This window comes from Brachybacterium atlanticum (assembly GCF_025669985.1).
Lineage (GTDB): Bacteria > Actinomycetota > Actinomycetes > Actinomycetales > Dermabacteraceae > Brachybacterium > Brachybacterium conglomeratum.
This window is the reverse complement of sequence record NZ_JAKJJW010000003.1, coordinates 1-19,409: the sequence shown is the minus strand read 5'-3', so window position 1 is coordinate 19,409 and position 19,409 is coordinate 1. Positions and strand designations below refer to the sequence as shown.

The 19,409-nt window shown below is 69.1% G+C and carries 16 protein-coding genes; 2 read left to right on the top strand and 14 right to left on the bottom strand.

Annotated features, from left to right (window positions below; translation table 11 throughout):
• Window positions 1–7: 7 nt before the first annotated feature.
• Window positions 8–679, bottom strand: coding sequence for a DAK2 domain-containing protein (locus L3K22_RS02040; RefSeq protein ID WP_263309927.1), 672 nt, complete (start codon window positions 677–679; stop codon window positions 8–10).
• A gap of 11 nt (window positions 680–690) precedes the next feature.
• Window positions 691–1,689, bottom strand: a complete 999-nt coding sequence (locus tag L3K22_RS02035; protein WP_263309926.1) for a dihydroxyacetone kinase subunit DhaK — start codon at window positions 1,687–1,689, stop codon at window positions 691–693.
• Between the two features lie 143 nt (window positions 1,690–1,832).
• On the opposite strand from L3K22_RS02035, the gene L3K22_RS02030 reads away from it, so the two are divergent.
• Window positions 1,833–2,306, top strand: coding sequence for a DUF3592 domain-containing protein (locus tag L3K22_RS02030; protein ID WP_263310018.1), 474 nt, complete (start codon window positions 1,833–1,835; stop codon window positions 2,304–2,306).
• A 201-nt stretch (window positions 2,307–2,507) separates the two neighbouring features.
• Here the strand turns inward: L3K22_RS02030 and L3K22_RS02025 are convergent, their stop codons facing one another.
• From L3K22_RS02025 to L3K22_RS01985, 9 genes are all read right to left on the bottom strand, one after another.
• Window positions 2,508–3,653, bottom strand: a complete 1,146-nt coding sequence (locus L3K22_RS02025) for a dioxygenase family protein (protein WP_263309925.1) — start codon at window positions 3,651–3,653, stop codon at window positions 2,508–2,510.
• A 486-nt stretch (window positions 3,654–4,139) separates the two neighbouring features.
• Entirely contained in the window at window positions 4,140–4,469 is a 330-nt protein-coding gene (locus L3K22_RS02020; RefSeq protein WP_263309924.1) for a metal-sensitive transcriptional regulator, read from the bottom strand.
• A 26-nt stretch (window positions 4,470–4,495) separates the two neighbouring features.
• Window positions 4,496–6,634, bottom strand: a complete 2,139-nt coding sequence (locus L3K22_RS02015; RefSeq protein ID WP_263309923.1) for a heavy metal translocating P-type ATPase — start codon at window positions 6,632–6,634, stop codon at window positions 4,496–4,498.
• Window positions 6,635–6,700: 66 nt separating this feature from the next.
• A complete protein-coding gene (locus L3K22_RS02010; RefSeq protein ID WP_263309922.1) occupies window positions 6,701–7,894 on the bottom strand; it encodes an NAD(P)/FAD-dependent oxidoreductase in 1,194 nt (397 codons plus the stop codon).
• Between the two features lie 72 nt (window positions 7,895–7,966).
• The gene (locus L3K22_RS02005; RefSeq protein ID WP_263309921.1) at window positions 7,967–8,230 is read right to left on the bottom strand and encodes a hypothetical protein; all 264 of its coding nucleotides are present in this window, start codon (window positions 8,228–8,230) and stop codon (window positions 7,967–7,969) included.
• A 36-nt stretch (window positions 8,231–8,266) separates the two neighbouring features.
• Window positions 8,267–10,540: a heavy metal translocating P-type ATPase gene (locus L3K22_RS02000; RefSeq protein WP_373317968.1), complete on the bottom strand. Its 2,274-nt coding sequence runs from the start codon at window positions 10,538–10,540 to the stop codon at window positions 8,267–8,269.
• Between the two features lie 48 nt (window positions 10,541–10,588).
• Window positions 10,589–11,335 (bottom strand): DUF8832 domain-containing protein, encoded by a 747-nt coding sequence (locus L3K22_RS01995; RefSeq protein ID WP_263309920.1) that lies wholly within the window; start codon window positions 11,333–11,335, stop codon window positions 10,589–10,591.
• Window positions 11,336–11,535: 200 nt separating this feature from the next.
• A complete protein-coding gene (locus tag L3K22_RS01990; RefSeq protein WP_209886454.1) occupies window positions 11,536–11,748 on the bottom strand; it encodes a heavy-metal-associated domain-containing protein in 213 nt (70 codons plus the stop codon).
• Between the two features lie 124 nt (window positions 11,749–11,872).
• Window positions 11,873–13,402, bottom strand: a complete 1,530-nt coding sequence (locus L3K22_RS01985; protein WP_263309919.1) for an MFS transporter — start codon at window positions 13,400–13,402, stop codon at window positions 11,873–11,875.
• 203 nt (window positions 13,403–13,605) lie between these two features.
• Here L3K22_RS01985 and L3K22_RS01980 point away from each other — a divergent pair, with 203 nt between their 5' ends.
• The gene (locus tag L3K22_RS01980) at window positions 13,606–14,232 is read left to right on the top strand and encodes a TetR/AcrR family transcriptional regulator (RefSeq protein WP_263309918.1); all 627 of its coding nucleotides are present in this window, start codon (window positions 13,606–13,608) and stop codon (window positions 14,230–14,232) included.
• Between the two features lie 877 nt (window positions 14,233–15,109).
• On the opposite strand, the gene L3K22_RS01975 is transcribed toward L3K22_RS01980, so the two are convergent.
• From L3K22_RS01975 to L3K22_RS01965, 3 genes are all read right to left on the bottom strand, one after another.
• The gene (locus L3K22_RS01975) at window positions 15,110–16,531 is read right to left on the bottom strand and encodes an NADH-quinone oxidoreductase subunit N (RefSeq protein WP_245348810.1); all 1,422 of its coding nucleotides are present in this window, start codon (window positions 16,529–16,531) and stop codon (window positions 15,110–15,112) included.
• Between the two features lie 15 nt (window positions 16,532–16,546).
• A complete protein-coding gene (locus tag L3K22_RS01970) occupies window positions 16,547–18,043 on the bottom strand; it encodes a complex I subunit 4 family protein (protein WP_234695638.1) in 1,497 nt (498 codons plus the stop codon).
• Window positions 18,040–19,409 (bottom strand): proton-conducting transporter transmembrane domain-containing protein (locus L3K22_RS01965; RefSeq protein WP_263309917.1); only part of this gene is annotated, 1,370 nt, incomplete at its 5' end. The genes L3K22_RS01970 and L3K22_RS01965, both read right to left, overlap by 4 nt.

Genomic DNA, 19,409 nt, shown 5'->3' with positions numbered 1-19,409 from the left:
GCCGGCCTCACCCGATCCAGTCGGCGCGGACCTCTCCCCCGTCGGCCCCGACCGCGGCGCGCAGCGCGCCGATCACCAGCGCCATCGAGCAGGCGCCGGGATCCATGACGCCTTTCGCGCTGTCGCCGACGTAGCTGGCGCGGCCGCGGCGGGCGGTGAGCTCGGCGGTGCCCTTCGCGGCGTCGATCGCGGCCTTCTCGGCGGCGCCGAGCGCGTGCGCGGCGTCGGCCCCGGAGCCGGCAGCCTCGCGCAGCGCGGCGACGGCCGGGGCGAGCGCGTCGACCATGGTGCGGTCCCCCACCTCGGCCTCGCCGTACTTCTGGATCACGGCCTGCCCGGCCTCCAGCGCCTCGGCGAGCGCGGCGAGGTCCGGGACCTCGCCGTCGCCGGCGGCCTTGGCGAGGTCGCGGTAGAACATGCCGAACAGGGGTCCGGAGGTGCCGCCCACGCCGAGCCAGGCGCGGGACATGGCGGTGACCCAGCCGCGGTAGTCGGCGGGCTCGCCGCCCTCGAGCTCGCGGCCGAGGTTCTTCATGGCGGTGCGGACGTTGTCGCCGAAGTCGCCGTCTCCGGCGCGGCGGTCGAGGTCGCCGAGCGCGGGCGCGGCGTCCTCGAGGGTCTCGCGCAGGGTCGTGACGACGAGACGGCCGAAGTCGTCGGGCAGGGCATGGTCGGTCATCGGAGTGCTCCTCACCAGGTCAGGGCAGGGGTCTGGACGGGCGCGTCCCACAGACGGCGCAGCTCCTCGTCCAGCGGCATCAGCGTCAACGAGATGCCGTGCATGTCGAGGCTGGTCACGTAGGAGCCGACGAGGCTGCGGCCGACGGCGAGGCCGGCGTCGTCGAGACGGTGGTGGAGGCGGCGGGCGACGAGGTTCAGCTCGAGCGGGTAGGTGCCGCCGAGGCCGCCCACGATCGCGAGCACCTCGGTGCCCCGCTCGAGGCCGAGCTCCTCCAGCAGTGGGTCCAGCAGCAGGTCGGTGAGTCCGTCGGCGCTGGTGAAGGGAACCCGCCGGGCGGCGCGCTCGCCGTGGATGCCGACCCCGAGCTCGACCTCGTCGTCGCCGAGCGTGAACTGCGGCTCCTCGTCGCCGGGGTGGGTTCCGGCGGTCAGTGCGAGGCTCATGGTGCGGGCGGAGGCGGCGACGCGTCGGCCGACGCCTGCGACCGCGGCGAGGTCCTGGCCCTCCTCGGCGGCGGCTCCGCACACCTTCTCGACGATCACGGTGGCGGCGGTGCCGCGGCGGCCCGGGCCTCCCCCGTCCGCCGTGTCGGTGGCGAGGTCGTCGTCCACCAGCACGATCTCGGTCTCGACCTGGTCGTCGCCGCTGATCTCGCCGGCGATGCGGAAGTTCAGCACGTCGCCGGTGTAGTTCTTGACGATCTGGACGACGCCGCGGCCGGAGTCCGCGGCCTTGGTCGCCTCGAGGACCTGCAGCGCGGTCGGGCTCGCGAACACGGCGCCGGCGACCGCGACATCGAGCATCCCGGGGCCGACGAAGCCGGCGTGCAGCGGCTCGTGGCCGGAGCCGCCGCCGGAGACGAGGCCGACCTTGCCCCTCGCGGGCTCGGCACGTCGGACGAAGCGGTGCTCGGCGTCGAGGGCGAGGCGTCCCGGATGGCTGAGGACGAAGCCCTCCAGCGCCTCGGGGACGAGCTGGTCGGGGTCGTTGACGATGCTGCGTCGCATGAGGGTCCTTCCCGCGGGCGGATGCTCCGTCCCGACTCTAGCCCTCGCCGTCCCGCGCCGCACCGTGCCCGGTACGCTCGGTCGGAGGGACACGTCGGCGGGGGCCGACGGGTGAGAGCAAGGGGGAACCATGGGGGGTGCGCATGGGCTTCGGCGCGTTCGGAGCGGTCTTCGGGCTGGTCGCGCTGCTGCTGGTGCTGGTGGCGCTGTGGATGATGTTCTCGGCCGTGCGTGACCTGCTGCGGACGCGGCGTCTGGCCTCGAGCGGCATCCGGACCGAGGGGCGGGTGATCTCCTCGCACGTGCACTACAGCGGCACCCGGGAGGACCGCTCCAGCCGGGTCGTCGAGACGATCGAGTTCACGACCGACCGCGGGCAGACGGTCCGCGCGAACCCGGTGGTCAGCGACATCGGAACCGTGGATCGCAGCGGGATGAGCGTGACCGTGCTCCACGACCGCGACCGGCCCGAGCGCTTCATCGCCCCGCGGAACGGGCGCGGCATCTCCGCAAGGGGCCCCGTGATGCGGATCGGCTTTGCCCTGGTGTTCCTGGCCGTCATCGGGATCATCGTGAACGGCGGCTGGATGATCCTCGGCCAACTCCCCTTCTTCTGAGGCGGTGCCGGCTGGGGCGGCACCTGCAGAAAGGGGACTCCCGCGGCACGGCGCGGCGCTGAGCTCCGCCGTGTGCCGCTGGAGTCCCCTTTCTGCTGATCCCCCTCCCGGCGTCGGATCCGCCCGCACGCATCAGCTCTGCCGATGCCGCGTCAGCTCTGCGCCGGGCCGCGCGATCGCCGGGCCGTGCAGGTCGCCGGATCAGCCCTGCGTGTCTCCGCCGCCGTCGGACGGCGCATCCGCCGGGGGTTCGCCGCCCTCGCCCGGCGCACCCTCGGGCGGGGTGCCGCCCTCACCGCCGGGACCGCCCTCTCCATCGGCCGGCGGCTGGCCGCCCGCACCGCCCATGCCGCCGCCCATCCCGCCGGCCTCGGGCTCGGTGGTGGTGTCGATCGGGACGTCGATGGCGAAGGAGTAGCCGGAATCGAGGTCGCCGGAGAGGGCCGCGAGCTGCTGCTCGTAGCCGTCGGAGAAGATCCCGTCGGTCTCGAGGGTGAGCTGGGAGAGGTTCTCGGCGCTGCCCGCGTACTCGGTGAGCTCGTAGACGCCGTCCGCCTCCGTCTGGGGCAGCGCGATCTGCGAGGTGAGGATCGCGTTGGACGCGTCGACGATCGACTCCGTGTCGGGGAACACCTCGAAGTGGAGGTGGGGCCAGCGGCCGGCGTAGCAGCCGGGGAAGATGGAGGTGAAGGTGACCTTGCCCTGCGCGTCGGCGATCTGCACGCCGCGCAGGTAGGTCTCCTCCTCCACGCCCTCGGAGTACATCGAGTACTGCCCGGCGGCGTCGCACTGCCACAGGTACACGGCCGCGCCCTCCATCGGCACGTCGCCGCCGGCCATGTCGATGATGGTCATGGTGATGTCGAGGGGGACGCCCTCGGCGGTGGTGTCCGAGTCGATGGAGGAGCGGATGTCGGAGCGCTCCACGCCGCTGGTCTCGAGCACGTCGGCGCCGTTGGAGCCGTCGCCCGGGTAGGGGCCGGCGGTCTCGCCGGGTATCTCAGTGAGCTCGGAGGAAGCGCCGGAGTCGCCGGCATCGCTCGCCCCTCCCCCATCGCTCGCGGCGCCGGTGGTGGAGGCGGAGCCGCCGGTGCAGGCGGCGAGGACGGCGGTGACGCTGCCCGCGCCGAGCACGCCGAGCGCGCCGCGGCGGGAGACCAGAGTGCCGACGTCGAAGGCGAGGCCCTGGTCCTCGACATCCTCGGCCGGGTGGTGGAGGGGCCGGCCCTCGAAGCTGTTGCGCGGTGCGGTGCCCGAGGGGACCGCTCCGGCGGAGTTATGTGCGACGGTGTGCTCGCGCGCCTCGGGATAGGGGCGGCCGACGCGGCGGGGGTCGGTGGTGTCCATGACGGGTCCTCTCGGTCTCCTGGTGTGGAGCCGGAAAGCTAGAAGCGCAGGCTGTAGAGCCGCTGTCACCTTTCCGTGATCTGCCGGGAGGGTGTCGGGGAGCTCGCTGGGAGCCATGGGCGACGCGGTCCCGGGGGCGTCGGCGAGGGGCCGGACCGAGACGGCCGCGGAGTCTCGGTCACGTCGGTCCTGACCTGCGGCGGGGGCGCGGTCCCCGGCGGCCGGCGAGCGCGGCGGCGAGACGCTGGAGGCGCCGTCCCGGAAAGCGGCCGAGGTCGAGGGCGCTGTGATGCAGAACGCCTGTAGGTTCTCGCGCGACCTGTCAGGGGTGCGACGCCGTGAACTGCGGCGCGACAAGGAGGTTGCCTGCTCGAATTCTCATGAAGTTGTCGGATTCCTCAAGGCGGTGAGTGGTGCCCGAGGGCAACCTGGCCGAATCTAAGGCTGTGCCGGTGATCGATGGGTTGTCGGTGGTGGCGGAATGGTTCAAGACTTGACGAGGCGCCGTACTGCGTCTGAAGCCTCCTTCAGCTTTTTCTCGGCCTCATCTCCGCCTTCGCGAGCGGCATCGAGGACGCAGTGACGGAGGTGGTCGTCGAGCAGTCCCAGTGCAACGTTCTCGAGCGCGCTGTTCAGAGCGGAGATCTGGGTGAGGATGTCGATGCAGTAGACATCTTCATCGATCATCCGGGAGATCCCGCGGGCTTGGCCTTCGATGCGCTTGAGGCGGTTGAGGTAGCGGGGTTTGTCCTGGATGTAGCCGTGGGGTCCGCTGTGGCAGGCCTGTTCCTCGGTGGGTTCAGGTGCAGTGTTCATGAGTGATCCCATTCGGTGAGGGAGGGTCAGTGGCGAGCCCGGACGGCGGCGACGGTCGCTTCCGGTCGGAGGTCGAGGCGTCGCAGGAGCTGGGCGTTCAGGGCGACGACGATGGTGGACAGGGACATGAGGATCGCTCCGACGGACATCGGAAGGACGAATCCGATGGGGGCGAGGATTCCGGCCGCGAGTGGCACGGAGATCAGGTTGTAGCCGGCTGCCCACCAGAGATTCTGCTTCATCTTTCGGTAGGCGGCGCGGGAGAGCTCGATGACCGAGAGCACCGAGCGTGGATCGGAGCTGGCGAGCACGACCCCGGCGGAAGCGATTGCGACGTCGGTGCCGGCGCCGATGGCGATGCCGACATCGGCCTGGGCGAGGGCAGGGGCGTCGTTGACGCCGTCTCCGACCATCGCGACCTTCTTGCCCTCTTTCTGGAGCTGGGCGACCTTCGAGGACTTGTCCTCGGGTCGCACCCCGGCGAAGACGCGGTCGATGCCGAGCTCGCGGCCGACGCTGTTCGCGACCGCCTCGGCGTCGCCGGTGATCATGACGACCTCGACGCCCAAACTGTGCAGGGCATCGATGGCGTCGCGAGATTCGGGGCGCACCTCATCGGTGAGCTTGAGACCGCCGATCACCTCGTCGTCGCGGAGGACGTGGAGGATGATCGCGCCCTCCTGGCGCCAGGCCTCAGCCTCGTCGACTTCGCTCACTCCGGTCTCCTCGAGCAGTCGAGGACCGCCCACGCGGATCTCGTGCCCATCGACCTGGGCACTCACGCCCAGTGCCGGGGTGGAGCTGACGTCAGAGCCCGCAGGAATCTGCGCTCCCTCGGCCTGTGCCTTGGCGACGATGGCGCGGGCGAGCGGGTGCTCGCTCTCCGCCTCGGCGGCAGCTGCCAGGGCCAGCACCTCGGTCTCGTCCGCACCGCGGGTGATGATCTCGGCGAGGACGGGCTCACCCTTGGTCAGGGTGCCGGTCTTGTCGAACAGGACGGCGTCAACGGTGCGCATGGCCTCCAGGGCCAGACGGTCCTTCACCAGGACACCGCCGCGGGCAGCCCGCTCCGTCGCGATCGAGACGACCAGCGGGATCGCGAGCCCCAGCGCATGGGGGCAGGCGATGACCAGGACCGTCACCGTGCGCACCACGGCGTCATCGGGCATGCCGAGCAGAGACCAGGTGATCGCGGTGATCGCAGCGGCACCGAGAGCGAACCAGAAAAGCCACGCCGCGGCGGTATCCGCGATGCGCTGTGCCCGGGAAGAGGAGTTCTGCGCTTCGGTCACCAGGCGCTGGATACCGGCGAGGGCGGTGTCGTCGCCCGTGGCGGTGACTTCGATGCGGAGACTGGAATCGGTGGCGACGGTGCCAGCCACGACAGAGTCTCCGGTGGAGCGCGTCACTGGGCGGGACTCGCCGGTGACCATGGACTCGTCCACGTCGGCGCGGCCTTCCCGGATCGTGCCGTCGGCCGGGACGCTCGCCCCCGGGCGCACCAGGACCAGGTCTCCGTGCTGCAGTTCGGTGGGCGAGACGCTCACGAGTTCGTCGCCTTCGATGCGTTCTGCCATGTCCGGCAGCAGTGCGGCCAGGGAGTCGAGCGCGGACGTCGTCTGGGCGAGGGAGCGCATCTCGACCCAGTGGCCCAGCAGCATGATCACGATCAGCAGGGCGAGCTCCCACCAGAATTCCAGCTGGTGGTCGAGGATCCCGAGAGTCGCACCCCAAGAGGCGATGAACGCGACCGTGATCGCGAGCCCGATCAGGAGCATCATCCCGGGCTGACGAGAGCGGATCTCGGAGACGGCACCGGTGAGGAACGGGCGGCCGCCCCAGACGTACATGACGGTGCCGAGAACCGGGGCGATCCATAGAGCGCCGGGGAACTCGGGAACGCTGTACCCGAGCAGCATCGCGAACATCGGCGAGAATGCGACAACCGGAACGGCGATGATCAGATTGATCCAGAACAGCCGCCGGAACTGTGCGACGTGGTCCCCGTGACCGGCGTGGCCCCCGTGCCCTGAGTGACCCTCGTGTCCCGAGTGGTCCTCGTGATCTCCGTGAGTTCCGTGGTCGTGATGCGCCTCGGGTGCGTCGTGCTCAGCAATACCGGTGTGCGCGCCATGAGGCGTGGGGGAAGGATGAGAGTGCTGCATGCCGGGTTCTCCGTGGTCGTGACGGTGTGGGGGATTGCCAGCGTTCATACACTCGACCATATACCCCTACGGGGTATCTGTCGAGGGGTTGGATTCCGCTGTCAGCATCGGCGTGATCGAGGTGTGGAGGCGCGGCACGAGAGCCATCACGTCGGGACCGGCGTCCAAGCCGCTGACTCCGACGAGCCGGTCCGCTCGCCCGTGGGTGAGGACGAGGGGAGAGGTAGAGAGGGCGCGCGTCGTCCCGAATCGGCCTGTACGTCCAGCAGCGACGTAGAGGTGCTGGTGGATCTGTGCGCTGTAGAGGGCGCAGGGTCGGTAGGGTTCGGGTGCGTCCGCGTGTCCGAGCGAGGAAAGGACGCTGCGTGCGGCGTGCGCGCCCTGTGCCTCGGCGTCGCTCCAATGATCGATGCGCCAGGTCGTGCCGTCAGTCTCGTGGACCGCGACGCCTCCTGCGGCGTAGACGTTCTCGTGGTCACGACTGCGCAGCCGAGAGTCGACAGCGATCGCTCCGCCCCATGGGGAGGGGGAGAGCGGGCGCGTGCCAAGGGCGGAGATGGCCAGGTCCGCGGCGATGACACGGCCGTCGGTGAACGCGGCGTGCAGCTCGCTCTCGACGAGATCAAGTCGCGTCAGCGCGTGACCGAAGTGCGTGTCGACAGTGACCCGATGTGCCTGGGAAAGCTGTCCTGCGACCTGGGAGCCGAAGGCGCTGACCCCTGGGATGGGTGAAGAGGCAGCGAGCGTGACCCTGCATCCAGCGTCGCGGAGGATCCCGGCGGTCTCGGCTCCAATCATTCCGGCCCCGTAGATGAGAACCCGTGGAGAGCGCGTGCGCTCGAGGACGGCCCGCACACGGAGCGCATCGTCGAGGGAGTGCAGATGCGTCACCCGTCCGCTGTCCAGGGCGGCGGGGCTGGTGGTGTTCGGAGGGAGGGAGTGTGGCGCGCTTCCCGTGGCAACGATGAGCGCGTCATAGTCCAGGCGGGCGCCGGAGCGGAGGCGGAGAGTCTGCTCGAGAGGATCGACGGCGTGGACGCTATCGCGGATTGAAGGGACGGGCAGGGCCGGAAGATGTGCTTGGTAGGCGTCGAGCAAGCCGGTCGCGACTGCCTTATTGATTAGCGTGCGGTTGTACGGCGCCACCTCCGTCTCGATGATCGCGGTCGGGCTGATCTCTTCGTGCTGGGCGAGTTCACGAATGGCGGCCGACCCCGCTGCTCCTGCACCGATGACGAGAATGCGTGTCGAGCGGGACATGGTCGAACTCCGATCCGAATGGCGAGGGGGGCGCACTGGCTTGCAGCGCGCCCCCCGAATCAGCGGTGGTGCTCAGGCGGCGGCGTACTTCTGTGGGTCGGCGTCGAACAGGGGTCCGCACCCGGCGCAGCACAGCCAGTAGCGGGTGCCCTCGTAGTCGCGGAACAGGCCCGCGGCCTCGGCGGTGCTCTTGACGACGGGCCTGCCTTCCATCACCGGACAGGTGGCCATGTCGTCCTCCGTGGCGCCCATCAGGTTCGGGCGCCCTTCGGGCTCGACGGGGGAGTGGGGGGTGTGGCCGCAGCAGCTGGAGGTCTGGTCGGTCGTGTCGTTCATGGGATTCCTTCCATAGGGGTTTCGTGCGGGGAGGGGTCAGTTCTTCGCGATGGAGGTGAAGCCGCGCAGGCGCAGGCTGTTGCCCACTACGAAGACGCTGGAGAAGGCCATCGCGGCGCCGGCGAGCATGGGGTTGAGCATGCCGAGTGCGGCGATCGGGATCGCGGCCGTGTTGTAGGCGAAGGCCCAGAACAGGTTGGTTTTGATGGTCGAGAGCGTCTTGCGGGACAGGCGGATGGCATCGACGGCGCTGCGGAGGTCGCCACGTACCAGGGTGATGTCGCTGGCCTCGATCGCGACGTCGGTGCCGGTGCCCATCGCCAGTCCCAGGTCGGCCTGGGCAAGGGCGGGGGCGTCGTTGACGCCGTCGCCCACCATTGCGACGGTGCGGCCCTCGCGCTGGAGGCGGGAGACTACATCGACCTTCTCCGACGGCAGGACTTCGGCAATGACCTCGTCGATGCCGACCTCGGCGGCGATCTGGCGAGCCACGGCCTCGTTGTCACCGGTCAGCAGCACCGGGGTCAGCCCCAGCGCTTTCATCTCGGCAACGGCCTCAGCGCTGGTGGGTTTGACCGTGTCGGCGACCACCAGGATTCCCCGGGCGATTCCGTCCCAGCCGATGGCGACGACGGTCTTGCCCTGTTCTTCGGCCTCTGCCTTGGCCGCGGCGACCGCGGGGCTCAGGGCCATCTGCGTCTCGGCGAGGAGGCTCTCGCGGCCGACGACGACAGCCCGTCCTTCGACGGTGCCGCGCACACCCTTGCCCTCGAGGTTGGTGAAGTCCGAGAGTGTCGGGAGTTCGCCGACCTCCTGGGTGGCGCCCTTGGCGATCGCTTGGGCGATCGGGTGCTCGGAGGAGTCCTCGACGGCGCCGGCCAGGCGCAGCAGCTCGGCGCGATCGGTGCCTTCATCGGTGACGACATCGGTGAGGGTCATCTTGCCGGTGGTGACGGTACCGGTCTTGTCCAGCACCACGGTGTCGACCTTACGGGTGGACTCGAGCACCTCGGGGCCCTTGATGAGCACCCCCATCTGAGCTCCGCGGCCGGTGCCCACCAGCAGCGCGGTCGGAGTCGCCAGACCCAGCGCGCAGGGGCAGGCGATCACGAGAACGGCGACGGCGGCGGTGAAGGCTGCGGTGACGGGGAACCCGGCGCCAAGCCACGCCCCGAGGGCCAGCGCGGCGACCAGGATGACGATCGGCACGAAGATCCCCGAGATGCGGTCGGCCAGTCGTTGGACCTCGGCCTTGCCGGTCTGGGCATCCTCGACGAGCTTCGCCATCTGGGCCAGCTGGGTGTCGGAGCCGATGCGCGTAGCACGGACCACGAGCCGCCCGCCGGCGTTGACGGTGGCGCCGGTGACGGCGTCCCCCTCACCCACCTCGACGGGGACCGACTCCCCGGTGAGCATGGAGGCGTCGACCGCTGAGGTGCCGGAGACGACGGTGCCGTCGGTGGCGATCTTCTCGCCGGGGCGGACGATGAAGTCGTCACCCTCTACGAGGTCGTCGATGGCGATCTTCTGTTCTCGGCCTTCTCGCAGCACGGAGACTTCTTTCGCGCCGAGCTCGAGTAGGGCGCGCAAGGCGGCGCCGGCCTGGCGCTTGGATCGCTTCTCGAAGTAGCGGCCGGCCAGGATGAACATCGTGACGCCCGCGCCGACCTCGAGGTAGATGTTCGCTGCCCCGTCGGAGGGTGCGATCGTCAGCTCGAAGGGATGAGTCATGCCTGGGGTGCCGGCGGTTCCGAAGAACAGTGCGTACAGGGACCACAGCAAGGCGGCGGAGGTGCCCATCGAGATGAGCGTGTCCATCGTGGCTGCGCCCTGCTTGAGGTTCGTCCAGGCCGCCTTGTGGAAGGGCCAGGCGCCCCACACGATGACCGGGGCCGCGAGTGCGAGCGAGAGCCACTGCCAGTAGGGGAACTGAATAGCGGGGATCATTGCCATCGCGATGACCGGGACGGTCAGCACGACCGCACCGATCAGCCGGTGGCGCAGAGAGGTCAGCTCCGGGTCGTAGCCCTCTTGATCGTCCCCAGGCGTACTCGCTGAGTCCTTGCGGGTGGCGGGCTTGGGCAGCGCGGCGGTGTATCCGGTCTTTTCGACTTCACTGACGAGCAGCTGCGGATCGTAGCCCTCTGGTGCCGTCACCTTGGCCTTCTCGGTGGCGTAGTTGACGGTCGCGGTGATGCCGTCGAGCTTGTTGAGCTTCCGCTCGATACGGTTCGCGCAGGATGCGCACGTCATGCCACCGATTTCCAGCTCGATGCCGGTCTCCGCGATGAGCGGTGTTTCGGGGTTCACTGCAGATCCTTTCCGGTCTGTCTTGACGGTCGATCCAGCCCCATGGGTTCAGTGACCATCCGGGTGCGCATCGGCGCTCTCGTTCTCGGTGCCCTGCTCCGCTTCCACGACGAACTGCGCGGTGTGCACCTCGCCGTTGATCTGGAAGTCCAGGTAGAGGTAATAGCGGCTGGCCGTGGGGGCCTCCGCCATGAAGGAGATCTCCGGGCCGGAGGTCTCCCCGCCAGCCGGGTCCTCGCCCTCGGCGTGGACGTGGAGGTACTCCATATCGCCCTCGCGCAGAGCAACGAGGTGGCCGAAGGCGCCGAGGTAGGGCTCCAAGGTGGTCACGGGGGCGCCGTCCTGGGTGACGCTCAGCGTGAGGTCGCTGGAGGTCCCGGTAGTCAGGTCCCCTTCCAGCGTCACGTCGAATCCGTCGACCTCGTCCTTCGTAGAGAGGGGATGGTCGGTGACCGGCGAGAGTTCGCCGGCCACGTCAACGGTCCGCGACAGCGTCAGGGTGTCCTCGCCATCGCCGGTGGCGGCGAAGTCGGCATAGATCTTGTACGTACCGGCTTCCTCCCACTGCCAGGGCAGGGACCAGCTCCCGGTGGACGGGTCCAGCTCCGGGTGTACATGGCGGTATTGGGTGCCGTCGGTGCGGACCACGATCAGGTGCATCTCCTTCTCGTGTGCCTCCTGATACTCCGTGAGGGGGCTCCCGTCGGGGCCGGTGATCGTGTAGACGAGCTCTCCGGACTCCGCCGCGGACTGCGGAGCGGAGACCTCAGACAGCACATAGCCCTGCGAGGACATCGATACTCCCTTCTGCGGTGCGGCCTCGGGCTGCGCATCCGCGCCTCCACCGTGGTCGGGATCGTCGTGCGAGGTGTCGGCTGCCTGCGCCGACCATCTCTCGACGACCCGGTCCGGGACGACGGCGCCGGCTGCGACGAATGCGCCGCCGAAGGTCACTGCGAGAGCAGCGCCGTAGGCGATCAGTCGTCCCGCCGCATTCATCGGGTCTTGACCGCCGAGTAGCCGGCCTCCTCGACCGCGGTGAGGACCTGTGCGTCGTCGAGGGGCTCCTCGGAGGTGACGACGAGGCGACCCGTCTGGGCGCTGACCTGAATGTCAGTCACCCCGGAGAGCTCGTCGACCTCCTCGCGGACGGACATCTCGCAGTGTCCACAGGTCATTCCGGTCACCTGGTACTCGTTCGTCGTCATGGTCGTGCTCCTCTCAGTTTATATACCCCCACGGGGTATCGTTCCAGGATTGAGGCTATACCCCCTCCCGGTACCACGCAAGCCCCGTGGCTACGAGTGCCGGGCATCGGCTCGCCGGCTCCACTCACCGCACGGATTCCTCGGAGGACCTCGATTCGGAAGCGGACTCGCCGGTGGGTCGGATATGGCGCAACCGCGTAGCGGCAATGAGTGCGGCGAGAGCGGCGATGACGGCGGAGGCCATGCCGGCGGTGTTCAGCCCGCTGGTGAACGCCTGTTGCGCCGCGGTGGTCAGAGCTGCGCCGACCGTGTCGGGCAGCTGTTCCGCGGTGGCGAGGGCTCCGTCGATGCCGGTCTCCGCGGCGGCTGCTGCTTCTGTTGGCATGCCGTCGGGCATGGTGTCGGTGATCTGGCCGCGGTAGGTGGCGATGCCAATGCTGCCGATGACCGCCACCCCGAGGGAGATGCCCAAGTCGTTCACTGTGGTCGCCAAGCCGGAGGCGCCGCCGGCCTTCTCCGGCGGGACCGAGCTGACGACCAGTTCCGTCGTCAGCGCCATCGAGGGCGCAACCCCCGGGTACGTGATCACGAAGCTCGCGATCACGAGTGCGAGACCGGTGCCGGCATCGAGCTGGGTGAACAGTGCGTAGCCGACGACCTGCGTGAGCAGGCCGAGCGCGATCACGTTGCCAGGACGGAATTTCCGGGCCAGCATCGGGGAGAGGGTGGAGACGACGATGAGGACCGCCGCGGCGGGGATGATCGACAGCCCCGCCTGCATCGGTGAGAGCCCCTGAACCTGTTGCAGGTACTGGGTGAACAGGGAGTACACCCCTCCCAATGCCGCAGCCGACAGGAGGAAAACGGTGAGCGCTCCGCTGACGGTGCGGTTGGCGAACAGTCGCACATCCAGTAGAGGGTGTGTGGCCCGCAGCTGCCGGATCACGAACCATAGACCGATCAGCGCTCCGGCGACCAGCAGTCCGATCGTCGGTCCGACCGGCTCCTGGGTAGCGAAGCGCTTGACGCTGTAGATGATCCCGAGTAGCGAAGTGACGAGAAGTAGTGCGCTGAACAGGTCGATCTTCGCAGTACGGTCCTTGTGCTCAGGTAGTAGCAGCGGGGCACCGATCGCGACCAGCGCCATCACCGGGACGGCGACCAGGAAGGTCGACTGCCAGCCGAACGCCTCGAGCAGGAGCCCGCTGAGCAGGGGGCCGAGCGCGACGCCTGCGGAGATGCCGCCGGCCCACACCCCGACCGCGATGCCGCGGGCCTTCGGGTCGGCGAACAGTACGAAGATCAGCCCGAGGGTGGAGGGGAGCATCATGGCTCCTCCGAGCCCGAGAACGGCTCGCCAGAGGATCATCAGCTCTGGGCTCGTCGTCAGCGCCGCGGCGATCGAGACGATCCCGAACACGATGGCGCCAATCACCATGAGCCGGCGCTTGCCGACGCGGTCGCCGAGGACGCCCATCGCGACGAGGAACCCGGCCATCACGAACCCGTAGATGTCGAGGATCCATAGCAGCTGTGCGCTCGTCGGGCTCAGGTCCGCGGCCATGTTCGGGGCCGCGAGGAACAGGATCGTCAACATCATGAACAGCAGCGTTGAGGGGATCACGAGTACCGCAAGACCCCACCACTGCTTCACCCCCGTCTGGGGCACAGGTGCATCTGACTCAGACATGACGCACCTCGTTCGTCTCATGCTTCTTCGTTCTCATGGCCTCTGGCCCTTCCGTCCTTGACTGCGTTCCCGTGGGAGGGGCCCCACAACACCGAACTCAGACATCGGTGTACGGGTTACAACGGATAGAGTAACCCATACATTCCCGTACGAGTTAGAGGTGGAAGATGCCGAACGTCAAGGGCACGACCGCAGCAGGTGAACGCGGCAAGAGCGGTCTGGGGGTCAATCAGCGTGCCGACGCACAGCGCAACCGGGCGAAGATCCTCGCCGCCGCGCCGGTCGCGCTGCGCAAGAACCCGGACGCTTCCGTCGCCGACATCGCCGCCGAAGCCGGCGTGGGCCGCATGACCCTGTACGGGCACTTCGCCAACCGTGCGGCACTGATCGATGCGACCCTCGCGGACAGCCTCGAGCAGGCCGAGGACGTCCTCGGGAACGTGCCCCTCGACGGGGACCCAGTGGCAGCGCTCGAAGCCCTCATCACGTCGAGCTGGTCTCTCCTGGAACGCGTCCGCTCTGTGCTCGTAGTGGCACAGCGCGAACTGCCGTCAGCGCGCATCCGTGAGATGCATGAGGTGGCCGAGGGGCGCATGCAGGGTCTCTTCGAACGCGGACAGCGTGAAGGGGTGTTCCGCGCAGAGCTTCCGGTCAGCTGGCTGCTCGCCGTCACCCATTTGGCCATGAACGCTGCCGCCGAAGAGGTGACCGCCGGCCGAATCGAGCTCAAGGACGCCGCCGAACTCATCATCGGAACCCTGCTCCCAGCCTTCACCGTTCCCGAGATGCGCTGAAGGCCATACGAGTGCAGCAGGAGGCTCTCGCTCCCGCTGCCCCATTAGTGCCCGCTTTCGTCTCCCTCGACGTCAGGGGCGTGACCGTACGTCGTCAGGACGCGGGGTCGGTGCCTCGACGACTCGGTACCCCGCTCGCTGCCACACGTCGCTGAGAACTGCTCCGTAGGAGCCAGTTCCTTCCACAACGATCAGTACACCGTCGAGATCTCCCTCGGTTCGGCGTGAGATCCAGTCTCGGGCGCGTCGCAGCTCTGCAGGGCTGATCGGGAAGACGTTCTGATCTATGAAAGCGCCGTTCGGGACTTCGATGATCGCGTAGGAGTGGGTTGCGGCGTGGGTGTCGACGCCGACGACTTATCGGTGGATGTCCCCTACAGTGGCAGGCAGCGTGTTCATGACGATGTTCCTCTCGAATCGCTGGGACGGGACGTCGTTGCTGGCGTCGGCCCAGGATGAGAGTTACTACGAGGTGGGCCTGTAATGAGCCACGCCGTCGGGATCGTGATCTCGACGGTGGACATGCTTCTGATCAAGCCATCGTAGTGGGCCAGGGCTGGCGCCGGCACCCGGTCCCTGCCGGACAGATCCCGGGAATGACACCCCGTAGGGGTCAGCCGATTCAGGAGTCACGACGGGCGCCGGACTACCAGCCCCAACCCTGCCAGCCAGCCCCCGGGCCGGCCACCACGAACACTTACAGCCGATTCACACGTGCCGCCACGAGGGGTTGGCGAAGCCGGGAGAGGCTCAACGTCTCGAGAATGCGCTGGGATAAGCCGTGCCCAAGTGGCCGAGAGGCCATACCGAGCGTGGCGCGTCAGACGCGAGGATCACGCCGACGGCAGCGATGGTGACGTCCATGCCGGCACCGTCTTTAGAACAGCAGGGGTCCTTCCAGAGCCGCCCACAGGAAACCGGCCAGGATGCCGAGCCCCAGGCTCGCGGTGGCAGCCACCCCGGCGGTGGCTGCCGGCCAGGTGGCCGCTCCGCCCGGGCGGGGGAAGCTAGCGCCGTTATCGGTAGGACGGGCGAACGCGGGCGCGAACCAGCGCAGGTAGTAGAACAGGCTGAGCACGCTGTTGAGCATCACGACCAGCGCCAACCAGCCGTGCCCGCCGTCCCAGGCTGCGGTGGCGGTGGTGAGCTTGCCGACGAACACGGCCAGCGGTGGGGTGCCCACCAGGCCCAGCAGCGCGACGAGCAGAGCCAGGGCCAGCCCGGGGCGGGACCGGGCCAGACCTCGGTAGTCACTCAGCTCGCGGTGGTGGGGCAGCGCTGCGGTGACGGCGAAGGCGGCGACGTTGGCCAGGGCATAGGCGGCGAGGTAGAACAAGAATGAGGGCAGTGCCAGATCACTGCGACCCGCCGCGGCCACCGGGACGAGCAGGAACCCGACCTGGGCCACGGTCGACCAGCCCAGCAGCCGGCGGGGATCGGTCTGCCAGTACGCGGCAAGGTTGCCCACGACCATGGAGGTCGTGGCCAGCACGCCTGCGACGACCAGCCAGGAGCCGTCGCCTTCGGAGATCGTGGCCACGAATCGGTAGACGGCTACCAGCGCTCCGATCTTGGGGACCGTGGTCAGGAACGTCGCGGCGGTGCCGCCGGTGCCCTGTGTGGCGTCGGGTACCCAGAAGTGCAGGGGCACGCCGCCGGCCTTGAACAGCAACCCGGCGAGCACGCCCAGCACGCCGACCCCCACGGCTGCGGCCGGGGCCCCGGGTAGCACGTCCCGCAGCAGGGCGTAGTCGGTGCCCCCGGCCACGGCGTAGAGCACGGTGACCCCGAGCATGAGCAGGATCCCGGACAACGCGCCCATGAGGTAGGTCTTCATCGCCGCTTCGGCCCCGGCCCGGCCGCCGGTCAGGCCGATAATCCCGTACAAGGGGATGCTGACCAGCAGGAATCCGGCTACGAGCACGAGCAGGTCGGTGGTTCCGGCTAGCACCATCACCCCGGTGGTGGCGAAGAGCAGCAGCGCGTAGGTGTCGGACTCTCGCGGCGAGCCGGCGAGTTCCCCGGAGGCCACCCCGAGGACCAACAGGGTCGTCAGGGCCGCGATTATCCGGGCGGCTCCGGTGGCGACGTCCACAGCGAAGGTGCCTGAGAACGCGCTCTGTTCGGGGCCGGTCATCGCCACGGCGGCGGCGACCGTGGCACCGAGCAGGGCTACCGCGGCGACGGCGCGGGCGATCCACTGCCGCTGGCGGGGCAGGAATGAGCCGCCCAGCAGCACCACCAGGCCGCCGATGAAGACGAGGATCTCCGGCAGCAGCAGGGCGGGCCGCATCTGCATCGAGGCCTCCACCGGTTACCTCCCGACCAAGGAGACCAGGGCCGCGGAGGCCGGCTCGATCACCTCGAGCAGGACTCGAGGCAGCACCCCGATGAGCACGGACAGGGCCAGCAGCGGACCGACCGACCACAGCTCCCGGACGCGCAGATCCGCGAACCCGGGCGATCGGCCCTCCGTGGGGCCGGTGAACACTTGCTGCAGCGCCCGCAGGAACAGGGCGGCCGTGACCAGGATGCCCGGGAGGGCGATGGCGGTGACCGGGGCGACCGCGATGCTGCCGGCGAAGATCTGGAACTCGGCGATGAATCCGGAGAACCCGGGCAGGCCCAGGGAGGCGAAGGCACCGACCGCGAACAGCGCCGCATACCGCGGCGCGGGACCGGCCAGGCCTCCGTAGGAACCCATGTCATAGGTGCCGGCCCGATCCTGCATCACCCCCGCCAGCAGGAACAGCGCGGCGGTGATCAACCCGTGGCTGACCATCTGCACCACCGCACCGGTGACCGCCACCGAGCGGGCCTGCTCGGCGCCCTCGGCGACCAGACCCGCCGCACCCAGGGCCAGGACGATGTAGCCCATATGATTGACGGAGGTGTAGGCCACCATCCGCTTGAGGTCCGTCTGAGCCAGCGCCACGAACGCTCCGTACAGCACCGAGACGATACCGATCGCCACGATCACCCAGGCCCAGGACCGCCACGCCTCCGGGAGCATCGGCATGGCGATGCGCACGAACCCATAGGTCCCCATCTTCAGCAACACCGCAGCCAGCACGGCCGAACCGGTCGCCGGGGCGTCGGTGTGGGCCGGTGGCAACCAGGTATGGAAGGGAACGGTGGGGGTCTTCACCGCGAGACCGACCACGATCGCCGCCAGCACCAGCCCCCCGGTCAGCGGGCTGTCATCGAGCGGGGTGGCCGCGACAAGCTCGGGGATGTCGAAGGTGTGCGGTGCGGCGGCCACGTAGAGCCCGATAAAGCCCAGCAGCAGGGCCAGTGATCCCAGAAACGTGTAGAGGAAGAACTTCAGGGCCGAGCGGGCAGCGTTGCCATGGCCCCATCCGGCGATCACGAAGTACATGCCCACGATCGAGAGATCGAAGAACACGAAGAACAGGATGAGGTCGGCTGCCACGAACACCCCCAGACTCACGCCCTGCAGGAACAGGAACAGGGCCGTCTGAATCCGGGGCCGGTCGGGCTGGCGCAGGGCGTAGACGGCACAGGCCAGGAAAACGATCGTCGTCATGGCCACCAGCGGTAACGAGAGACCATCCACGCCCACGTGATAGCTGCTGTTCACCCCCGGGATCCACGGCACCTGCTGCTCGTACGCCAGTGCGTTTTGCCCCGGGTCCTCATAACCGACCCACAGCACTCCGACGAGCACCAGCTCGACCGCGCTCACGGCGACCCAGGCCCAGCGGGCGACCGCAGGGCCGATCGCCGGCATCGCCGCCAGGACGACGGCGGCGGCCAGGGGCAGGAAAACGATCAGACTCAGCATGCTCATCCCATCACGGCATAGACGGACCAGGCCACGACGCCGATCGCGAGGACCGCGACGGCCTGGAGGAAGTACTGGTGGATGGCTCCGGTCTGCGGGATCCGGGCCAGATGCCCGAGCCGGCGGACCCGACCGGCGAGGATCTCCACCCCACGGTCCACTCCGTCGTCATCGACCCTCGCCGCCAGCTGACCGGTCACGTCGGCGGCGTGCGCGGTGGCGTCGACCCCGGCGTCGAGAATCCGGTCGTCGGCACGGGCGGCGATCCGCGCTAGCACAGGCACCGCCCCGGCGGCGGCCATCACGGTGCGGTCCAGGACGTGGTCATCGAACCGAGCCAGGGCGTGCGCCAGGGACAGGGACGGGCGGACGGCGACGGCATGCGCGATCCTCTCCAGCCCCAGCCACTCACGGGCCCATCTCGGCTCGGGGGCGCGTAGCCGCAGCATCAGCAGCAGCACGGCGGCCGCGATCACGGCCGAGAGAGCCAGCTCGACGGCCGAGACCTCGCCGTGCCCGCCCAGTGTCTCGGCGAGGGCCCGGCTGAGCGGGGGCAGAGCCAGCACGACGAGCCCGGCCGCGCCGGCGGCCAGCACGACCAGCGGCGCCTGCTCCAGGGCCCCTACCTGGCCGGTGCCGCCCGCACGGACTCCCGCGCCGTCCCCGCGGCGCCAGATCGCCCACAGGGCCTTGCCGGCATAGGCGGCCGACAGGGCGGACGCCAGCAACCCGGCGGCATAGAGCCACGGGGAGGCCTCGAGCGCAGCAGCCAGCACGGCGTCCTTGGTCGCCCACAGGGACAGCGGGGCGATCCCCGCCAGGGCCAGCGCCCCCACGCTCGCGCAGACCCCGACAACCCGCCACCGACGCCCCACTCCGCGTAGTCTCGCGAGCTCTTCGGTGCCCACCGCCGTCAACCATGCCCCGGCAGCCAGGAAGAGCAGGGCCTTGGTGGAGGCGTGCGCCACCAGATGGGCCGCGCCGCCACTGACCGCGCCGACGCCGGCAGCGAGAACGACGAACCCCAGCTGGGCGACCGTGGAGGCGGCCAGGAGCTGTTTGAGCTCCCGCTGGGCCAGCGCCACGATGCCCATCAGCACCGCGGTGAGCATCCCGAGCCAGGCGGCCACTGGCCCGGCCCACCCGGTCGCAGCCAACAACGGCTCCATGCGCAGAAGCAGAAAGCCGCCCATGGCCACCATCGCCGCTGAGTGCAGCAGCGCGCTCACCGGGCTGGGACCCTGCATCGCCCCGGAGAGCCAGAACGAGAAGGGCAGCTGTGCGGCCTTCCCCAGTGAATCGGCCCAGGTTTGATGCCGCTGCTGTTTGAGTCCGAGAGGATGGACAGCATGCCGAAGAAGATCGATCCCCA